This window comes from Ampullimonas aquatilis (assembly GCF_049675895.1).
Lineage (GTDB): Bacteria > Pseudomonadota > Gammaproteobacteria > Burkholderiales > Burkholderiaceae_D > Ampullimonas > Ampullimonas aquatilis.
In genome coordinates this window covers 2,492,897-2,510,631 of the sequence record NZ_CP183834.1, presented here as the reverse complement: position 1 = coordinate 2,510,631, position 17,735 = coordinate 2,492,897, and the positions used below count along the sequence as shown (strand labels likewise).

General features: G+C 49.5%; 13 protein-coding genes and 1 tRNA gene. 4 read left to right on the top strand and 10 right to left on the bottom strand.

What is annotated here, in order from left to right; genetic code table 11:
- Positions 1-73: 73 nt before the first annotated feature.
- Complete coding sequence (locus ACMYR3_RS11675) at positions 74-511, bottom strand: DUF4902 domain-containing protein (RefSeq protein WP_424192122.1); 438 nt, start codon at positions 509-511, stop codon at positions 74-76.
- Positions 512-729: 218 nt separating this feature from the next.
- On the opposite strand from ACMYR3_RS11675, the gene ACMYR3_RS11670 reads away from it, so the two are divergent.
- Positions 730-1,443: an autoinducer binding domain-containing protein gene (locus ACMYR3_RS11670; RefSeq protein WP_424192121.1), complete on the top strand. Its 714-nt coding sequence runs from the start codon at positions 730-732 to the stop codon at positions 1,441-1,443.
- A gap of 48 nt (positions 1,444-1,491) precedes the next feature.
- On the opposite strand, the gene ACMYR3_RS11665 is transcribed toward ACMYR3_RS11670, so the two are convergent.
- Together ACMYR3_RS11665 and ACMYR3_RS11660 are read right to left on the bottom strand one after the other, a co-directional pair.
- Positions 1,492-2,919 (bottom strand): PQQ-dependent sugar dehydrogenase, encoded by a 1,428-nt coding sequence (locus tag ACMYR3_RS11665; RefSeq protein WP_424192120.1) that lies wholly within the window; start codon positions 2,917-2,919, stop codon positions 1,492-1,494.
- A 270-nt stretch (positions 2,920-3,189) separates the two neighbouring features.
- A tRNA-Leu gene (locus ACMYR3_RS11660) sits at positions 3,190-3,276 on the bottom strand.
- Between the two features lie 255 nt (positions 3,277-3,531).
- Between ACMYR3_RS11660 and rnr the strand changes: the two genes are divergently transcribed.
- Entirely contained in the window at positions 3,532-6,084 is a 2,553-nt protein-coding gene (gene rnr, locus ACMYR3_RS11655) for a ribonuclease R (RefSeq protein ID WP_424196492.1), read from the top strand.
- 2 nt (positions 6,085-6,086) lie between these two features.
- Positions 6,087-6,836, top strand: a complete 750-nt coding sequence (gene rlmB / locus ACMYR3_RS11650) for a 23S rRNA (guanosine(2251)-2'-O)-methyltransferase RlmB (RefSeq protein WP_424192119.1) — start codon at positions 6,087-6,089, stop codon at positions 6,834-6,836.
- A gap of 448 nt (positions 6,837-7,284) precedes the next feature.
- Here the strand turns inward: rlmB and ACMYR3_RS11645 are convergent, their stop codons facing one another.
- A complete protein-coding gene (locus ACMYR3_RS11645) occupies positions 7,285-8,961 on the bottom strand; it encodes a DUF262 domain-containing protein (RefSeq protein ID WP_424192118.1) in 1,677 nt (558 codons plus the stop codon).
- Between the two features lie 321 nt (positions 8,962-9,282).
- On the opposite strand from ACMYR3_RS11645, the gene ACMYR3_RS11640 reads away from it, so the two are divergent.
- Entirely contained in the window at positions 9,283-9,588 is a 306-nt protein-coding gene (locus tag ACMYR3_RS11640; RefSeq protein WP_424192117.1) for a hypothetical protein, read from the top strand.
- Positions 9,589-10,134: 546 nt separating this feature from the next.
- Here the strand turns inward: ACMYR3_RS11640 and ACMYR3_RS11635 are convergent.
- The 6 genes from ACMYR3_RS11635 to ACMYR3_RS11610 all read right to left on the bottom strand — a co-directional run bounded on the left by ACMYR3_RS11635 (position 10,135) and on the right by ACMYR3_RS11610 (position 17,701).
- Positions 10,135-10,722, bottom strand: a complete 588-nt coding sequence (locus tag ACMYR3_RS11635; RefSeq protein ID WP_424192116.1) for a phasin family protein — start codon at positions 10,720-10,722, stop codon at positions 10,135-10,137.
- Between the two features lie 202 nt (positions 10,723-10,924).
- Positions 10,925-12,235 carry an acetate/propionate family kinase gene (locus ACMYR3_RS11630; protein ID WP_424192115.1) on the bottom strand — a complete coding sequence of 437 codons (1,311 nt, stop codon included), beginning with the start codon at positions 12,233-12,235 and terminating at the stop codon, positions 10,925-10,927.
- Positions 12,228-13,193 (bottom strand): bifunctional enoyl-CoA hydratase/phosphate acetyltransferase, encoded by a 966-nt coding sequence (locus ACMYR3_RS11625; RefSeq protein WP_424192114.1) that lies wholly within the window; start codon positions 13,191-13,193, stop codon positions 12,228-12,230. The genes ACMYR3_RS11630 and ACMYR3_RS11625 overlap by 8 nt, the downstream gene beginning before the upstream one ends.
- A 111-nt stretch (positions 13,194-13,304) precedes the next feature.
- Positions 13,305-14,057, bottom strand: coding sequence for an acetoacetyl-CoA reductase (gene phbB / locus ACMYR3_RS11620; protein WP_424192113.1), 753 nt, complete (start codon positions 14,055-14,057; stop codon positions 13,305-13,307).
- Positions 14,058-14,356: 299 nt separating this feature from the next.
- A complete protein-coding gene (locus ACMYR3_RS11615) occupies positions 14,357-15,898 on the bottom strand; it encodes a cytochrome ubiquinol oxidase subunit I (protein ID WP_424192112.1) in 1,542 nt (513 codons plus the stop codon).
- A 195-nt stretch (positions 15,899-16,093) separates the two neighbouring features.
- Positions 16,094-17,701 carry a peroxidase family protein gene (locus tag ACMYR3_RS11610; RefSeq protein ID WP_424192111.1) on the bottom strand — a complete coding sequence of 536 codons (1,608 nt, stop codon included), beginning with the start codon at positions 17,699-17,701 and terminating at the stop codon, positions 16,094-16,096.
- Between the last annotated feature and the right edge of the window lie 34 nt (positions 17,702-17,735).

The following is a 17,735-nucleotide window of genomic DNA, read 5'->3' as shown; positions in this document are numbered from 1 at the left end:
TATTTTCACCAGTCGTCATGGATCATATTAGATACAAATTATTGTTTTTATATAATCTGTTAAAGTTGTCAGGCTATGAGTTCAGCTGTTGGGTTAGTGTATGTTGCCAGTCAAATGAGGACAGCCAGGTGTGTAGCAGCATGGATGTCATGGCTGGCCCCAGGTCGTAGCCATTTTTGTCACGCAGCATGACATTGCTACGGATGGTGCTGGGTGCCACCAGCATTTTGTGATTAGTGGCATCTTCGTACCAGTCCCAACCAAGTGAAATGACCGGTGTGGTATGACTTTGCCATTCGGTAAAACCGCTGTTTGCAAATGGGATAGCATTTTCGGTTAGGAGGCTACCAACCTCGGAATCGATGGATGAGCAGACATGTTCCAGCTCGAGATGCTGAAAGCGATCAAAGGTCAATCGGATGTACCCATCTGGCGACAGAGTCAAAGGCATGGCAGGGGTCAGACCTGTGTAATGGTGTTGCTGTAATGTAGTGAAATTAGAATTTATCATGGCTTTTCCATTCATGCGAATTCAAATACATATCCGCAGTAAGACAGATGGTGCTGGAACTCTGTCTTGGCATTGTAGTAGCAGCAGTGGCTACAGTCAGTGTCAACAATTTGGATAATTTGTCGTGTCGTGATCCTATCTGACAATCAATTGGACTTGAAGTGTCAACTATGTCAGGTGGGAGAGTAAGGTTTCGAGCCTTGGGAGAGGGAAAAGGGATGAAAGAATGGCAGGAAGAACATATACAGGCTTTGCTGGAACAGCCTTCCGAAGATGCCTTGCTGCAACATCTGATTGGTGTGGTCAGGAAGATGGGTTTTGATTATTGCGCCTACGGCATTCGTCTACCTTTACCCATATCCAATCCTAAAATTGTCATGCTCAATAACTATGAGCCGATTTGGCAGGAAAAATATCAGGCTGAAAACTATCTGTCGATTGATCCGACTGTACAACATGGTATTCGCTCCTCCCTTCCCATAGTCTGGAACGATCAGTTGTTCAAGCAGGCACCGGAATTCTGGGAAGATGCCAGGCAGCATGGCTTGCATATTGGTTGGGCACAGTCATGTCGTTATAATTATGGTGCGATTGGCATGTTGACCTTGGCACGAAGTCACGAAGTCTTGAGCCTGCAGGAGCTGCAGGTAAAAAATGCGCAGATGTCCTGGTTGAGTCAGGTGGCGCATTTTGCGTTGTCAGAGCATTTGGTCAGTAAGCATATGCCAGAGGCCAAGGTGAGCCTATCCAATCGTGAGGTGGAAGTATTGCGCTGGACTGCTGAAGGTAAAACGGCAGCGGATATTGCCGATATTTTACGAATAGCCGAGCGAACCGTGAATTTTCATATTAATAATTCACTCACCAAACTGCGTTCCAATAATAAAACCCAAGCCACCATCAAGGCGGCAGCACTGGGATTTTTGGGTTAGGTGATCTCAAAAAATCAGCCAATCTTAAGCACAATTATTTTGTGGCAGTTATTTTGGATAAAAACGATAGATTGCCCCAGCCATATCGTCCGAAATAAATAATCCCCCTTTACCATCTGCAATGACGTCAACAGGGCGTCCCCAGCGAGATTTATTGTTGGGATCAGTCACAAAGCCACTGACCAGATCAACGCTATCACCTAAAGTACTATCGGCGAGCAGAGGATAATAGACCACTTTATGTCCGTTAAAAGCCGTGCAATTCCAGCAGCCATGCAAAGCGACAAAAATACCATTGTTGAGCGGTGCAGGTAGCCCGGCATTATTGGCAAAGCTGATGCCCAGTGCGGCAGAGTGGGGGGGCAGGCCGCGGGTAATGCGATCAGCCTTGCTGCAATCCAGTTTGCTGCCATCGGCATTGAACTGGACATCCAGATCAAAAGGCATATTGTTCAAACCTGCATCAGGATTGCTATTGCAGTAAGGCCAACCGTAATTGCCACCATCTTTTATTTGGGTCAATAAATCAGGTGGATGACCATCCACATAGCTCTGCATGACACGACCATAATCATCCTTGCCGTCACCATCCCAGTCATGATGGAAAGGGTAGGCAATATTGTCTCGATTATTGACAGATACCCAGAGCTCCTGAGTACCGGGACGAAATGCCAAGCCCTCGACATTGCGCAAACCTCTGGCAACGAGTCGGCGGTTGGCACCAGTCAGATCATATTCATAAATGGCATTACGGATCGGGTCAGATACCACATCAGATTCGCAGGCATTGCAGGTAGAGGCAATCGCCACAAAGAGCTTGTCATGATCCACCGCAATATTTTTAAGCTGATGTCCATAAGCGCCATTCAACTCGGCCGAAGATGCATCGGGCAAATTGCTCACGATGACTTCCTTGTTGCCAATCTGCGTGCTACCCGTTTGGTACACCGAACGGATGATGCGATTTGATTCGGCAATATACAGATAAGTCTTGCCACCTTGTATATAAAACACCATGTCCTGAGGATTTTTTAGTCCCTGAGCAAAGATATATTTACTCTGCAGCAAGCCATTGCTATCAAATCGCAATAAAGTAATCTGTCCGGCACCAGGATTGCTGACCAGCAAATCGCCATTGCTTGCCAATGCCATGAAGCGAGCACCGCCGACTGTGGCTTCAAGCCGAATGGCATAACCTTCTGCGATTTGCATACTCTTTTGCGACGCAAATGTACCCGTCTGCAGACTGCTTGGTACTTGCAAGCTGGTACCTTGAGATTTTAAAGTAATGGCGGTGGTGTTACTGGTAGTGTTTTCTGTTGCTGGCGCATCGTTATTGGTCGTTGCTGAATCGGATGCTGAATTACTGGTGGTGGCACTGCTTGCGCTGCCACCACCACAGGCAACCAGGAGATTGACCGAGAGAATGCTCGCAGCAATGCTGATCAATACTGATGAAGGCAAGAGGAGTTTCATTGTTCAATTCCCGGCGTCAATTTAAAAAAGATGACCTGAGCAAGGTGGCCATAGTATGAAACAAAGTATGGCCCAGCAAGTATTTGTTAATAATCGGTTACATCCTACATGCATGTAGGATTGCGATGAAATCGGTATTGACGGCAGTGCCGAGGGAAAATAAAAAATCAGAGTGCGCGAGTTGAAATAAAAAAACCATGCAATTGCATGGTTGTTTCAGAACGGCTTTGATTACAACAAGATTTTGCATAAACAACGCCATGAGAGCGTTGGTGCCCAGGAGAGGACTCGAACCTCCACAGTGTTGCCACCGCTAGGACCTGAACCTAGTGCGTCTACCAATTCCGCCACCTGGGCGCAAAATCTAGCCGCTTATTATGGCTGGTAGTTAGAGGCAGGTCAAGTTATTTTAAAAATGGCGATGTTTAAAAGGGCTGTCGTCGATCTACACGAGGCTGTTTTCGTAAAAAGATCATGCTATTTTATGGCGTGGTAACGACAAACCCGCCGATCTGGCAGGTCAGCAACATGAAACCTGTGGTCTGTCATGCATTTGGCGCTACACTATGTGACAAAACAAGGTTTTCCGATTACTACCATTCCCTATCCGCATTGAACTCATTCACCTACACCATTCCCAGCCGCGAAGATATTCTCGGCATTCTACGCAGTCATAAACAGTCTTTGAGCGCCGATGAAGTTGCCAATTTACTTAATGTTGGCGAGCGCGAACGCGACGGCTTCAATAAACGACTCACTGCCATGGAGCGTGATGGGCAATTAACGCCGGATCGTAAAGGCAAATATCAGGTTGTGGCAGCAGACAGCTTTATTTCCGGCAAGGTGCAGGGACACCGGGACGGTTATGGGTTTTTGATCTGCGACGATGGTCAGGAAGATATTTATCTGAACAATCGCGAGATGCAAAAGGTCATGCATAACGATAAGGTATTGGTTCGGGTGGTGGGTACGGATCGGCGTGGTCGACCGGAAGGCCATATTGTTGAGGTGGTTGATCGCGCCAATGTGCGTGTCATTGGTCGACTGATCAATGAAAAAGGGGTGTTGCTGGTTGCGCCAGAAGACAAGCGCATGGGGCATGATATCCAGATTCCACAGGGCGCGACCAATGGCGCCAAGGTTGGCCAGGTGGTCAGTGTGGAGTTGACCGAGCCACCGACACGTTTTACACAACCGGTTGGTCAGGTGGTGGAAATACTGGGTGAGATTGATGACCCGGGCATGGAAATCGAAATCGCTGTACGCAAGTACGGCGTGCCTTATCAGTTTCCTGAGTCGGCACTCAAACAAGCCGCCAAGTTGCCAGATACGGTACAGGCGCGTGACAGAAAAAATCGGGTTGATTTGCGTGACATTGCTTTGGTCACGATTGACGGTGAAGACGCACGGGACTTTGATGATGCGGTTTACTGCGAGCCAGTCCAATATGGTCGCAAGAAGACGGAAGTTGGTTATCGGTTGATTGTGGCGATTGCCGATGTCTCCCACTATGTGCAACCCAATGATGCGCTGGATAATGAAGCATTGAATCGCAGCACCTCGGTGTATTTTCCGCGACGCGTGATTCCCATGCTGCCCGAAAAACTGTCCAATGGATTGTGCTCGCTCAATCCCAATGTGGATCGACTGTGTCTGGTCTGTGATGCCGTGATTACTGCAGACGGTGAGATTCACGCCTATCAGTTTTATCCAGCAGTGATGCATTCGGCAGCACGTTTTACTTATACCGAAGTTGCGACTATTCTGGGCAATACCAAAGGACCAGAAGCGGCGCGGCGCAGTACCTTGGTGCCACATTTGCAAAACTTGTATGCACTCTACAAAACACTGGAACAGGCGCGGGGTCGCCGTGGCGCGATTGATTTTGAAACCACTGAGACCTATATCGTGTGCGATGCACAAGGCAAGATCGAGCAGATTTTGCCGCGTACCCGCAATGATGCCCATAAGCTGATTGAAGAATGCATGCTCGCAGCCAATGTCTGTGCCGCCGATTTCATGGCGCAGGCGGAACATCCGGGCCTGTATCGGATTCATGCACACCCCAATGAAGACAAGCTGACCAATGTGCGCGCCTTCCTGAAAACGGTGGGGATGCATCTGGGTGGCGGTGATAAGCCGCATGCCTCCGACTATGCCGCAGTGATGGCCAAGATCAAAGGGCGTCCCGATGCCGCGCTGCTACAGACCATGATGCTGCGCTCAATGCAGCAGGCGGTTTACAGTCCGGACAATGTCGGTCACTTTGGCTTGGCCTATGAAGCTTATGGTCACTTTACCAGTCCGATCCGGCGTTATCCTGATCTGTTGACACATCGGGTCATCAAGGCCTTGTTGCATGGCAAGCGCTATGACCCCAAGCCTTCTGATACGGTTGAACTCAATACCATGCTGGCACCCAAGGCGCGCAAGCTGCAAGCCGAGGATGTGAAGAAAAATGGTCCACGTAAACGCAAGAGTCATGATGCCATCTGGGACGAATTAGGTCTGCATTGCTCGGCCAATGAGCGGCGTGCCGATGAAGCCTCGCGTGATGTGGAAGCCTGGCTCAAGTGTTATTTCATGCGCAATCATCTGGGTGAAGAATATTCCGGCACGATCAGTGGCGTGGCACCATTTGGTATTTTTGTGCAGCTCGATACGCTCTTCATTGAAGGCATGATTCATGTGACTGAGCTGGGTGCCGATTACTTCCAATACGATGAGGCGCGCAATGAGTTGCGTGGCGAACGTACCGGGATTCGCTATCAGCTCACTGGTCGGGTGACGGTGCAGGTAAGCCGGGTCGATCTGGATGCCCGCAAGATTGACTTCACACTGGTCAATGAACCAGCCATCAAGGCCATGGCGCGTGGCAAGCAGCCGCCAGCTGCCAAAGCTGTGGCAGCTACAGGTAAACCGCCTGGTGGTGTGTCGATGATGCAATCAGGTGATCCACGGCGTGCCGTGCCAGGCAAGTCTGGTAAAGCGCCACGTAGTAGCAAGAGCGCCGGTGGTCAAACCGGTGGCAAAACGGCTGGCAATGCCAGCACGAAAACAACCTTGGCACATGGTGCTGGCAAAGCCGGGCCGGCACCGTCACGTAAAAAGTCGGCTTCGAAAACCCGTGCTACCACCAAGCGCGTGCATAAGAGCCGGGTCTGAATATGAAGTCTCGATTGCTTTATGGCTTTCATGCCGTGACGGCGCGGTTGCGCCATGATCCTGCCAGTATTGAAGAAATCTATTTTGAAGCCAATCGCCGCGACAAGCGGATGCAGGACTTTCTGCAAGCGGCGCAAACGGCCAAGGTCAAGCTGATCCCGTGTGATGTGAAGCGTCTTGAAGGTTTGGCCAATGACGCACGTCATCAGGGCGTGGTGGCCAAGGCGGCACCTTTGTCGTTGGCACTTAATCTGGACGAGTTGCTCGATGGCATTGATAGCCGCAAGACGCTGCCATTACTGCTGATCTTGGATGGCGTGACCGATCCACATAATCTGGGTGCCTGCTTGCGGGTGGCCGATGGTGCGGGGGCGCATGCGGTGATTGCCCCTAAAGATCGTGCCGTCGGCTTGAATGCTACCGCGGCCAAAGTGGCCAGTGGCGCGGCTGAAACCGTGCCCTATATCACCGTGACCAACCTTGCGCGCACACTGCGTGAACTGAAAGAGCGCGACATCTGGGTGGTCGGAACGGCCGGTGAAGCCACCGAAAGTATTTATCAAAGCAAGCTCAGCATACCGTTGGCGCTGGTCATGGGCGCCGAAGGTGAAGGCATGCGCAGACTCACGCGGGAAAATTGCGATGGCTTGGTGTACATTCCGATGGCGGGTGGCGTGGAAAGTCTGAATGTCTCGGTAGCCAGTGGCATCTGTTTGTATGAAGCAGTGCGCCAACGTCAGGCCAGCCAGTAAGTACGGTTACGTTGAAAATTGAAATAACCAATATTGTGTAATTCAATTTTTTTCAATGACGGATTATGACTGCTGCGAAATGACGCTGGATTGCAGGGTTAAGTGAATGGTGCTGGCCATCTGCTCATTGAACTAATATGCTTAAGTGGGGTGAGTGAGTCAGCAGATTGATTTTTAAGGGCAGTGGCGGAGGCCGATGAGCGCCTGATTAAAGATTGTCTGTAAATTTTTTGGGCCCTATTTAACCAACAGAAAGCGACAACATTGGGCTACTAATGACAATAACGGACTCGAGTGTTGTTTCAGCTCTTGTGCAAAACGGAGGCTCGTTGAGGAGAAAAGGCTCAGATTTTTTCGGAACTGGATCATCCTTCATATTGAGAAGTGCCTAACGTTTAAATCGAGACACCGTGTTTTTGCGATGTCCCTCTTAATGCAGATTTAGGTTTTAAGCAGAATACCGAGGCCATATTTTTACTGCGTAGTCAGCAAGCATTGATGACCGTTTTAAAATTTCAGACTCTGACCAACTTTCATACGTAGACAAATCACGATTCATTGAAACTCCCGATCCCGCATACATCTGCTTTTTCTCGGAAAATTTCATGTTTCCAAGTTCTGAATTAATGCCTGTGAGGGTTAAGTTACCAAGCGTGTCCAAGTATTTCCTATGAATCTCGTCACTTCCACCAATTTCGCGGAGCCAATCATCATTAAGGGTTTGAGGCATTATATGCTCGATAGATATTTTATCGCTACTAAGATCGATAACTTCTTTCCCTGCAAGGTGAGCCTCTATGCCATCAAGAACAATTCGAGCTGCTTTGGTGCCATACAAATTATTTGTCAATATCGCACTCCTAAACTCAATGTCATCAGGCCATCTCTCGCTTCTAACGCGTTTGGCTAATTCATTTGCAATCCACTCGTCCATATCAGCAATTTCTCTTGGCATACGTGAGGCAATGCCTATAAATAACTTATTAAGAGCACTTCTTTTTTCCTCACATACGGCTCTTCTTACCATGAGTGAATTTATATTTCGCAAACAATTTACTAAAATATCTTCGTCGAATTGATTGTTATCGCAGGCTGAAAATAACTTGAGAAGAAGTGGGTATGAAATCGTTGCTTCAAGACGAAATAACAGAGCCAATTCTTTTTGTATTTTTGTATTACTCTCTTTTCCTGGATTTAGAAATCGTTCATAGTTAATTGATGCTTTATTCATTTCTCCTATGTGACATTCCACATCAATTGGCTCTTTTATTTGACTAAAATTATGCTTTATTGACGAATATACTTTTGGTTTTTTTACGTTATCACCATCTTTGATAGTGTAATGCCATAAAAAATCTTCAAAACCTTCTCCAAGTCTTGATTCCATTGGATGCCATATTTCTCTATATATACGTTCTTGTTCCCCACCTTCACCAACAGATCCTCGAAATCTCATCAAAATATAATTTCTAACGAGATCTCCTTGGGAGAGTGGTTCACCTTTGAAGTTTAGGCTTTCGAAAATTAAATATGGGTCGTCCGCTTCGCCGAGATTGATCATCACTACCTGTAGAAGTGATTTGACAATGTCTAAAATTTTACCTGGATCAATTTGTTGCTCATTCTCATCTTTTTCTGAAATAGCTTTTTTGAAAAACTCGTAGCAATCAATAATCAAATGCTTGCTTATATGATCTTGAGGTCTTGGATTTACAATCGAAAGATACGCAGTACGATCACCTTGCGTGGGTAATAGTTTCAAATGATCTACCGAATTATCGTAATGGCGATTAACTAGGTAATCCTGGATTTGATGTGATTTCCTTTCATCACAACTATCACGAAGAGCACAAAGCATAATAGCCACTGTTGTTAATCGTTGTTGACCATCAATTACTAGATGTTTCGTCACACCCACCGGAACGGTCTTTGCTGGGATCGAAACAACAGCTCCCATAAAGTGAGATGAAGCTGAATCATGCTCCCGATTGTAGTAGCTTAAGATGTCATCCCATAGTGACTGCCAATTCCGTTTATTCCATGTATAAGGTCGCTGAAAAAGAGGAGTGATGCTTTGTTTTTCACCATCAAAGTACTGAACAATTCTGACCGGGTTTGCTTCCATTTATTCCTCTCTTATATATCAGGGCTAAGCACTAAGCGCATTAAATAAAAATAACCCCTAATATAACAATGCATTACGTCCAAATCAAATCAATTAGCATTGAATAGTTATCCGTAAAGTTAAAAGCCAAACATCTCATTCTCCATGTCTGGTTCATCCCACCCAACCCTAAATTAGTCTAAAGCTAATTGAACGTGATTTGATCTTGCTCAAACTTGGTTGATTTGTTTTTACTAAGATGTTTGCGCTCAGGACTTTTATGACAGAAAAATGTCGTATTTGACCGGTGTTTAATCTACTTTTAATGATCGGAGATCAATCATGGTTCGCGAGTTTTTTTATGGTGGCGATCGCTACCGCGCAACCGTCCACGGGCGGCCAGGCAAGGAGGAAATTTTTATTGTGCAAGTGCTGGAAGATGATGAAGAAGGCCCGGAAATTTCATTGGATCGTTTTGAAGACGTGGCCAATGATCCCAATGCCTCACTGGAAGTCGTGCTGGCTGGCATGGTCGATCGAATGCACAAGGAACAAAGTTTGACAGCTTCTCAGTCTGGTGTGCCTTTCAACTGGTCCGAAGCCAAAGGTTTGACCCGCGTCCACAATGGTGTTCAAGAAATTCACTAATCCGGCAAGCTGAATCATCACGGCAGGGGTTGCCAACTCAAGCCAGCGACACCAAGTTCAGGCTGCATCGTGCCATATACGAAAAATAACAAGGCACTCGTTTCCAGTCACTGATTGCTTTTTTCCTCTCGCTTTTGCTCCGCTCACTGGCGCTGTGTGGCCAGGCTCAAAATACCTTCATGTATTTTCAAATAGTTGTCAGTAATTTGCCCATCTTAAATATACTCTGGTGGAGTAAAAAAATTGACTCAATATATATGCACTATAGGTATATGATTTATTCATATACTCCATTAAATTGTCTTATTTTGCTCGGTATGATGGCGGGGGGCGTGGTACCGGAGTTTGTACATAGTGGTGTCGTACATACCCAGCAAATAGCATGGAATCGGTATAAAACTGCTGCCATCCAGATTCGCTGGCCTGGATGGGCAGGCCAAGCGCTGCTGTCATGCATTTTGGTAAAACCGGCTGAATGGATTCAGCCGGTGATCATGCTGCAACGGGTGTCATGCGCCTAATACGCGCTTGACTCACTTTGGTTACTCAACCTTTGGTGCTGGTTGAGCGACTGGTGGTACGGGCTGCTGCCATGCCTGATGATTTACTGGCACTGTTCGGTTCAGCCGTTTTTTTCTGGCTCTCTGTGCTCATCACCTCAGCAGGGGCGACTGCGTGTTGAAAGGTTTGCATGGCGCTGCTGCTGACTTCCTTGATGGCGTTGTCCCAGGTTGAAAACAGGCTGGCCCACACTGCAATGGGTTCGTTGTCGGCGGGCTCGGTGCCAACGTTGAACGCGGGTGCTGTTTCCTGTGCTTTTTGCCATTGTTTTTGCATCAGTGCCATGATGTCATGCTGAGTGGTCGCCACGATCTGCATGATGGTCTGCTGATAGGCCACCACCTTTTCAGATTGTTTGGGCAGCCATTGTTGCGCCAGTGTCGGCAAGGCAGACAGATCCTGTTGAGAGGCGGATTTGCCAATCACCAGTTCATCTTGCACCGTATCTTGCATGGCTTTCATGGAGGTCTTGGCAATCTGATTCATGCTGTTGAAGAGCAGATTTAAAATTTGAGTATTGGTGGCCAATTGCACTTGGCAGAGTCGCATGGCTTGTTCGGCGGGGTTTTGCATGATGTCTCCTATGTTATGTCGTAAAGGGGGAATTCCAGTGGTGCTGGACACTTCAGTGTGCGCCTATTGCAGGCCAAAGGTTTGATGCCGGTCAGTGAATAGCGGCGTGAATTGATTACTTTGTATCAGGTTTTTGATTGCATCTGAATACCTATTAACTGTGACAAACCCATGAGTGATAGTTCAACTTACTTTGCTCATTTCATTTGATGCTGGGCTGGGCAATCACTGGCTGTATATCGCTCAGCCGTAATGTGTCTTCGGCGATGACACATTCTTCATTGGTCGGCATGACCCAAACGGGTACAGCCTGATCAGACCGGCTGATGCAGCCAGATTGATCGTCGCCCAATTGCTGGTTGTTATTGCCATCCAGTTTGAGGCCTAACCAACTGAGTGAGTCAATTATTTTTTGCCGGATGATGGCCTGATGTTCACCAATGCCGCCGGTAAACACCAGTAGATCCAGTCCACCAATATCGCAGATGATGGCCGCCAGTTCGCGCGCTGCGCGACGTACAAACAGGGCCACGGCTTCTTGTGCGGCTGGGTCGTCACTTTGTACCAGGGTGCGCATATCGTTGGAAATGCCGGACACGCCCATCAAGCCCGATTGATCATAGAGCAGATGCTCCAGACCGGATAAATCATAGCGACCACTTTTGAGCAGATGAATCAGCAGGCCCGGATCAATCGAACCACTGCGACTGGCCATCACCAGACCATCCAGTGCGGTGAAACCCATGCTGCAGGCGCGACTTTGATGATTGATCAAACCGCAGATGCTGGCACCACCACCCAGGTGCGCGATCACCATGCGTTTGGCGCTCAGTTCGGGGGCCAGCTTGGCCATTTGTTCGCTGATGAATTCGTACGACAGGCCATGAAAACCAAAGCGATGATAGCCCTGATCATAAAGCGCACGAGGCAGGGCATACATCCGCGCCAGCCGGTCTTGCGTGGTATGAAAGGCCGTATCAAAACAGGCCACTTGCGGCAGGTTTGGATGGCTCTTCAGCAAGTCTTCAATGGCTTGCAGATTATGTGGCTGATGTTGTGGCGCAAGCGGTTCAAGGCTATGCAAATAAGGCAGTATGGCGGGCGTGATACGCACATGCTCGCGAAACCGGTCGCCACCATGTACCACCCGATGCCCAACCGCGAGCAGGGGCAGATTGCTGAACAGGTGGCTTAAACAGTCGAGCAGTGCGGCACTGCTGGTGGACGTATGACTAGTCAGGTCGGGTAAAGGAGTGGCATGATTGCCCGTCATGTCGGACATGGCGCGCATCTGAATCTGCCAGCCATTGCCCTGCTTTGACAAAGTGCCACGTACCCATTCTATCGGGGTGGCATATTTTGCCTGATCTTGAAAATTTGAATGGGCTTTTGACTCAACAGCATACACACCAAACTTAAGGCTGGTGGAGCCGGCATTGATGACCAGAATCAGCCCAACCGGTTTGGTTTGAACGTTACTGGACGAAGAGATGGCTTGATTGGCTTCAGACACGTTGTTTGCACCACTGTGTATAAAGTTGGGCGATTGCCGCCGAGGCGCGCCGGGCCGCCGGTGGGTCGGCACGGCTGGACAGCATGATGGGAACACGGGTGCCCAGTACGATCCCTGCCGTTTGGGCTGCGCTTAAATATTCCAGTTGCTTGGCCAATATATTGCCTGATTCCAGATCGGGTGCCAGCAAAATATCGGCATCGCCGGAGACTTGCGATTGAATCTGCTTGATGCGTGCCGCCGCTTTTGAAATGGCATTATCAAAGGCCAGTGGGCCATCCAGAATGGCACCGACAATTTGGCCGCGTTCACTCATTTTGCACAGTGCGGCGGCATCAATGGTGGCAATCATTTTTGAATTGACGGTCTCGACCGCCGAGAGCAGCGCTGCTTTGGGTATGGCAATACCCAGCGCCTGGGCAAGGTCAATGGCATTGCGCAAGATATCGGCTTTGGTATCCAGATCGGGCGCAATATTGATGGCACCATCGGTAATCAGCAGCAGTTTGTGATAGCTGGCTACATCAATCACAAACACATGACTGATGCGCCGTTCAGTGCGTAAGTGATCAGCCAGGCCATGTGTGCCCAGTACGGTCGCCATCAGTTCATCGGTATGCAGGCTGCCTTTCATGAGCGCATCGACGCGATGCTGTGCTGCCAGGGTGACGGCATATTCGGCGGCGGCATGGCTGTGCGGCACATCATGTTGTTCATACGAAGACAGATTCAGTCCGCAGTCGTTGGCAATCTTGTTGAGCTTGGCGAGTGGTGCGACCAACACCGGCTCAATCAGGCCGGCGCGGGTCGCATCTATCGCGCCTTCCAGCGCATCTTGTTGACAGGGATGAACAATGGCCGTGCGTAGCGGTGCAAATTGTTGGGCTTGTTCAATCAGTGCAGCCAGACGCGGCGCTGCTTGTGTGATGGGTTGTGGCGCGCTCAATTCAATGGACATGAGTGGTGATGAAAAAGGCCGAAGATGGGCAACAGCGTAGCAGTATTGCGCAGCAAATCAATGACAATTTGGTGACGTTGACAGACCTTTATGATGAAAGGTCTGTCAGGCTCAATACATGTGTTGACCGCCATTGATGGCAAAATTGGCGCCGGTGACAAAGGCGGCGGAGTCGGAACAAAGCCAGCTCACCAGATCAGCCACTTCGGCAGGCTCACCCAGACGGCCGACGGGAATTTCGGGCAGGATCTTGCTTTGTAAAATCTCGGCAGGAATGGCAGCCACCATCTTGGTATTCAAGTAGCCGGGTGAAACAGTGTTGACCGTGATATGTTTTTTGGCCACTTCGAGCGCCAGTGCCTTGGTAAAACCATGCATGCCGGCTTTGGCGGCAGCGTAATTGACTTGCCCAAACGCGCCGCGCTGACCATTGACTGACGAGATATTGATGATGCGGCCCCATTGTTTTTCGAGCATGCCATCAATCACCAATTTAGAGAGATGAAAGACGCTATCCAGATTGGTGGACAAGACTGCGCGCCAGTCTTCGAGCTGCATTTTTTTCAGTGTGGCATCACGGGTAATGCCCGCATTGTTGACCAGTACTTCAATCGTGCCGTGCTCGGCCATGATGTTGGCGACACTGACTTTGCATGATTCAAACTGGGTCACGTCCATCGGATAGGCGTGAAAATCAAAGCCGTCGGCTTTTTGCCGCGCCAGCCAGTCTTGCGCCTGGGTATTGCGTGATGAAAATGTCGTCACCACACGAAAACCGCTTTGTGCCAGTTTTCGACACAAAGCTTCGCCCAAGCCCCCCATGCCACCGGTGATCAATGCCAGTTTTGCCGTGTTATCGCTCATGCCGTCTCCTTTTCTTGCCGGTACGTATTGGATTGTTGAAAACAATTGGCTACATTGTGCAGTATAGCGGCAAATTGTCAAAAATGATTGCGCGCCATCAATCAATGTCGCAATAACGCATACAAATTTTTCAACGTATATACTCTCTAATAGTAAAAAAAATTAACAAGTAAATACGCACTTAAACAGACGGTATTTGCATATACTCCATAAAATTGCTTGTTTTGACGACGAAGGCAGACAGTCTGCTGTCAGGCACCAGATGTGACTGACAGTGCTTGCTGACCGATGCTGCAGCTTTATGCTGATTCATTGCGATTGAGTTTGGTCTGATGGCGAAACCATGGCTGTAACAGTGAAGTGGGTACACAACTGGCCATGGGGCCATGATCCACCAGCCAGCGGGTAGCCAACACAAAGCCCATGCCGGTGATCAAATAACAGACAATATAAAAGATCAGACCAAACACGCCCTGATTGAGGCTCGGTAATTGGGCTGCCTGCACCGTTGGCAAATAACCATAGATGACCCAGGGTTGGCGGCCCATTTCCGCGACTATCCAGCCAGCCATGGTGGCAAGCCAGGGCAACGGCAAAACCCAGGGCAGGCAACGCATGGACCAGCGTGCCTGATCGTTACGCCAGCGTGATCGCAGCAACAAGGGCAGGCTGAACACCGCCAGCATGATCATGCCCACCGATACCATGACACGAAAACTGCCAAACAACACGGGTACATTGGGCACGGTTTTTTGGGCAGCCAGTTCAATCACACTGGCATCATCCAGCTCGCCTTCAGACTGTACCCTGGTTTGAGTAAACAAGGCACGATAACCCTGCAAGGCTTGAAAACCTCCGTCTTCAGGCGTCATCTGCAGAGCCTGGCGAATCTTCTCGGCTTCATTCTGACGAATTTCACGAATCCCCAACGGCGAGCCATTCAAGCCATTGCCGGTCAGAATGCTCATCAGGTAAGGAATCTTGATCTCATCACGGGTCTGTTGATTTTGCATATTGGGCACGCCATATAAACTCAATCCGGCCGGACCATCTTCCTGTTCCCAGAGTCCTTCAAAGGCGGCAAATTTCATGGGCTGATAATGCGCCACATAGTCCACACTCAGATGCCCACTGACCAGGGTGCTGAGCGTGGCCAGCAAGCCCAGTGGCAGGGCCAGTCGCAACATCAGTCGACTCAAGGCCTGATGGCGACGTTGATACAGATAGACCAGACTGATCACGAAAATAAAGGTGGTGCCACAGACCAATGCTGCGCTGAGTGTGTGCCAAGTTTTGGCGATGGCAACCGGATTCATAAAGACATCGGTCAGTGATAGCAATTGCACTTCATGCATGACAAAGTTGCTGCCAGTGGGATGTTGCATCCAGGCATTCATCGACAGAATGGCCGCGGCCTGGGCAGCCATCGCGCCAGTCAATGTCCAGCTCAGGGTCAGGCGTAACATGGGCCAGAGCCAGTCACCCAGCAAGGCCAGCAGGATGACCGAGGTCAACATGATGGGGCCGATATACGATTCGATGGCCATGATCTGTCCCAGAACGGGGGTGACATAGCTGGCGTAATCGCCCCAGTTGGTATTGAGTTGATGTCGCAATGGATAGCCAGTGGCAATGCCGATCAGCCAGGCCAGCACAAAAAATCGCATGGCAAACCGTGCGGCGATGCGCCAGTTGTGATTGCGGGTGAGTACCAACAGGCTTTCCATGCAGGCGATGCAAAAGATCAACCCTAAGGTAAGCGGTACAAAAATATAGTGAAAGCAGGCGGTAAAGCCAAACTCCAGACGCATCAGATTGATGAGGAAGTGATCGATATTCATGGTAGGACAGGTCTTTATGATTGAACCCACAGGCAAACAGCTTGCTGCAGATATGCAATAAAAGTCCCAACCAGTACGGGGGAATGTGTGATCTGACGGGGGGAATCAACACGGTCTGGTTGGGGAAAACAGAAACTGGCACGCCAGCCAGCGATGGCGCGATTGTTGACTGTTGCTGGCTGGCGTGGTGCTTGATTAAAGCGGCGGCACAACGCCGGCAAAGTTGAGCAAGTCGGTCATCTTGAAGGTACCGATGCCACCGGCAGCGGGCAGGGTTGGTGTCCAGTTTGAACGTTGGCTCAGGTAGGCACCAGGGTCAGCCTGCATGAGGCCAACAAATACTTCACCCACAATCCGTGAGCCCACCGGACCCATGCGTGTGCCATGTTCCATGACTTCTGCTTCTTTCAGCACGTAATACCAGAGCGGGGTGCTGTTTTGCATGGAGTAGGGCGCCAGCTCGCTTAATTGTGCCGCAGTCAAAGCCGGCAGATTCATTTTTTTGGCAATTGCCTGACCCGAAGGCAGTCCAAAGTTGACGTGGCGCATCAGATTGCGTGACGCCAGCGATTGCACGCCATCATCGGGCAAGCCGGGTGATGGCGCACGCGAACCCGGCAAGAGCATCAAGGGAGTGGACAGTTTGGTATCAATGATTTTATTGGGGCGGAAGTTGCCATCGCCAAAATTGAAAAAGGTTTGCCAGTCCACAAAGCGTCGTGGCGCGCGTTTGCCGCCACGTAAATCGTTCGGATCGGTGGCGTTGGGGTCAAGGCTGTCGTCAAAAATAAAGGCAAAGAACGGTGAACCGCCGGTCGGGCCGAAATTGAGGCGGTAACTTGGCCGTACCTGAGAGTGACCAAAGCGATAAGCCGCTACCGAAAACTCAATTGGGATACGTGGTGTTCTCGAGCCGTCTTCGCGCTGGAAGAAATATTCAGGCTGATCAATCTTGTAATACTGCAAGCCTTCGGAGAGGATCTGATCGAGTCGATCCTGACCGATTGTGAGTGGCAGGAATTCGTGCAGGATGATCCACTGATAATGCCAGCGCACCAGTTTTTGCGCTTCGTTAAACACCTGTTGTGGTGAAGCTTGGCGATAGGCAGGTTGGGTGACCAGATAGTCGGTCACGGCATTGTGGAAACGCAGCATGGCCAGATGAAACTGCGACAGGATCACGTTTTCATCATTACGGCTATCGCCGATGATGGCCTCGTTATTGGCGTCACGTTGCAAGTCGTAACGCACGGCACCATGCCGCGAAACCAGTTCGGAACCGGGAATGGGCTGGACGATGAATTTGATATAGCCCGAGCTGGGATCATACAGTTCGGGTGAGTCTTGCGGGCCATCACCATAGAGTGAGTCCAGATCAAACGCGGCAGTTCTGAAGTTGACGGTCTTGCGCGGTTTGCTGTTTTCCAGCAAGGGTGATTTTTTGTCGAGCGTGATGTCGTGATCCAAAAACTGGCCAAAGAAGGTCACTCCCGCTGTCATAGCGGGGTTGTCAAAGTTGTTGGGACTAAACACCGGCTGATTGACGATGGACTGAATTGGATCGGTCAGGTTGTCTTTGGCATCCAGCAGACCACCTTGCGCACCCAGGAGTTTGACGGCTTCACGGGTCAGGTCGGTTTCTTTGGCAAACGGCGGCAGGTTGGGAAACATGCGGGTGAAAACATGATCCTTGTGGCGTGGCAGTTTGGGAAAGCGCGCATGCACGGTGTCGGCCAAAGCTGGTGTTGTCAACATGCTGGAGCACAGCAGCGGAATGGCTGCCAATAATATTTTTTTCATCATATCCCTCGACTATTTATTTGTGAAAGTGTTATGT

What these genes read in the sequence shown, in the direction of transcription:
- ACMYR3_RS11675 (WP_424192122.1), bottom strand. Translation starts at nt 511, where the DNA reads ATGATAAATTCTAATTTCACTACATTACAGCAACACCATTACACAGGT.
- ACMYR3_RS11670 (WP_424192121.1), top strand. Translation starts at nt 730, where the DNA reads ATGAAAGAATGGCAGGAAGAACATATACAGGCTTTGCTGGAACAGCCT.
- ACMYR3_RS11665 (WP_424192120.1), bottom strand. Translation starts at nt 2,919, where the DNA reads ATGAAACTCCTCTTGCCTTCATCAGTATTGATCAGCATTGCTGCGAGC.
- rlmB (WP_424192119.1), top strand. Translation starts at nt 6,087, where the DNA reads ATGAAGTCTCGATTGCTTTATGGCTTTCATGCCGTGACGGCGCGGTTG.
- ACMYR3_RS11645 (WP_424192118.1), bottom strand. Translation starts at nt 8,961, where the DNA reads ATGGAAGCAAACCCGGTCAGAATTGTTCAGTACTTTGATGGTGAAAAA.
- ACMYR3_RS11640 (WP_424192117.1), top strand. Translation starts at nt 9,283, where the DNA reads ATGGTTCGCGAGTTTTTTTATGGTGGCGATCGCTACCGCGCAACCGTC.
- ACMYR3_RS11635 (WP_424192116.1), bottom strand. Translation starts at nt 10,722, where the DNA reads ATGCAAAACCCCGCCGAACAAGCCATGCGACTCTGCCAAGTGCAATTG.
- ACMYR3_RS11625 (WP_424192114.1), bottom strand. Translation starts at nt 13,193, where the DNA reads ATGTCCATTGAATTGAGCGCGCCACAACCCATCACACAAGCAGCGCCG.
- phbB (WP_424192113.1), bottom strand. Translation starts at nt 14,057, where the DNA reads ATGAGCGATAACACGGCAAAACTGGCATTGATCACCGGTGGCATGGGG.
- ACMYR3_RS11615 (WP_424192112.1), bottom strand. Translation starts at nt 15,898, where the DNA reads ATGAATATCGATCACTTCCTCATCAATCTGATGCGTCTGGAGTTTGGC.
- ACMYR3_RS11610 (WP_424192111.1), bottom strand. Translation starts at nt 17,701, where the DNA reads ATGATGAAAAAAATATTATTGGCAGCCATTCCGCTGCTGTGCTCCAGC.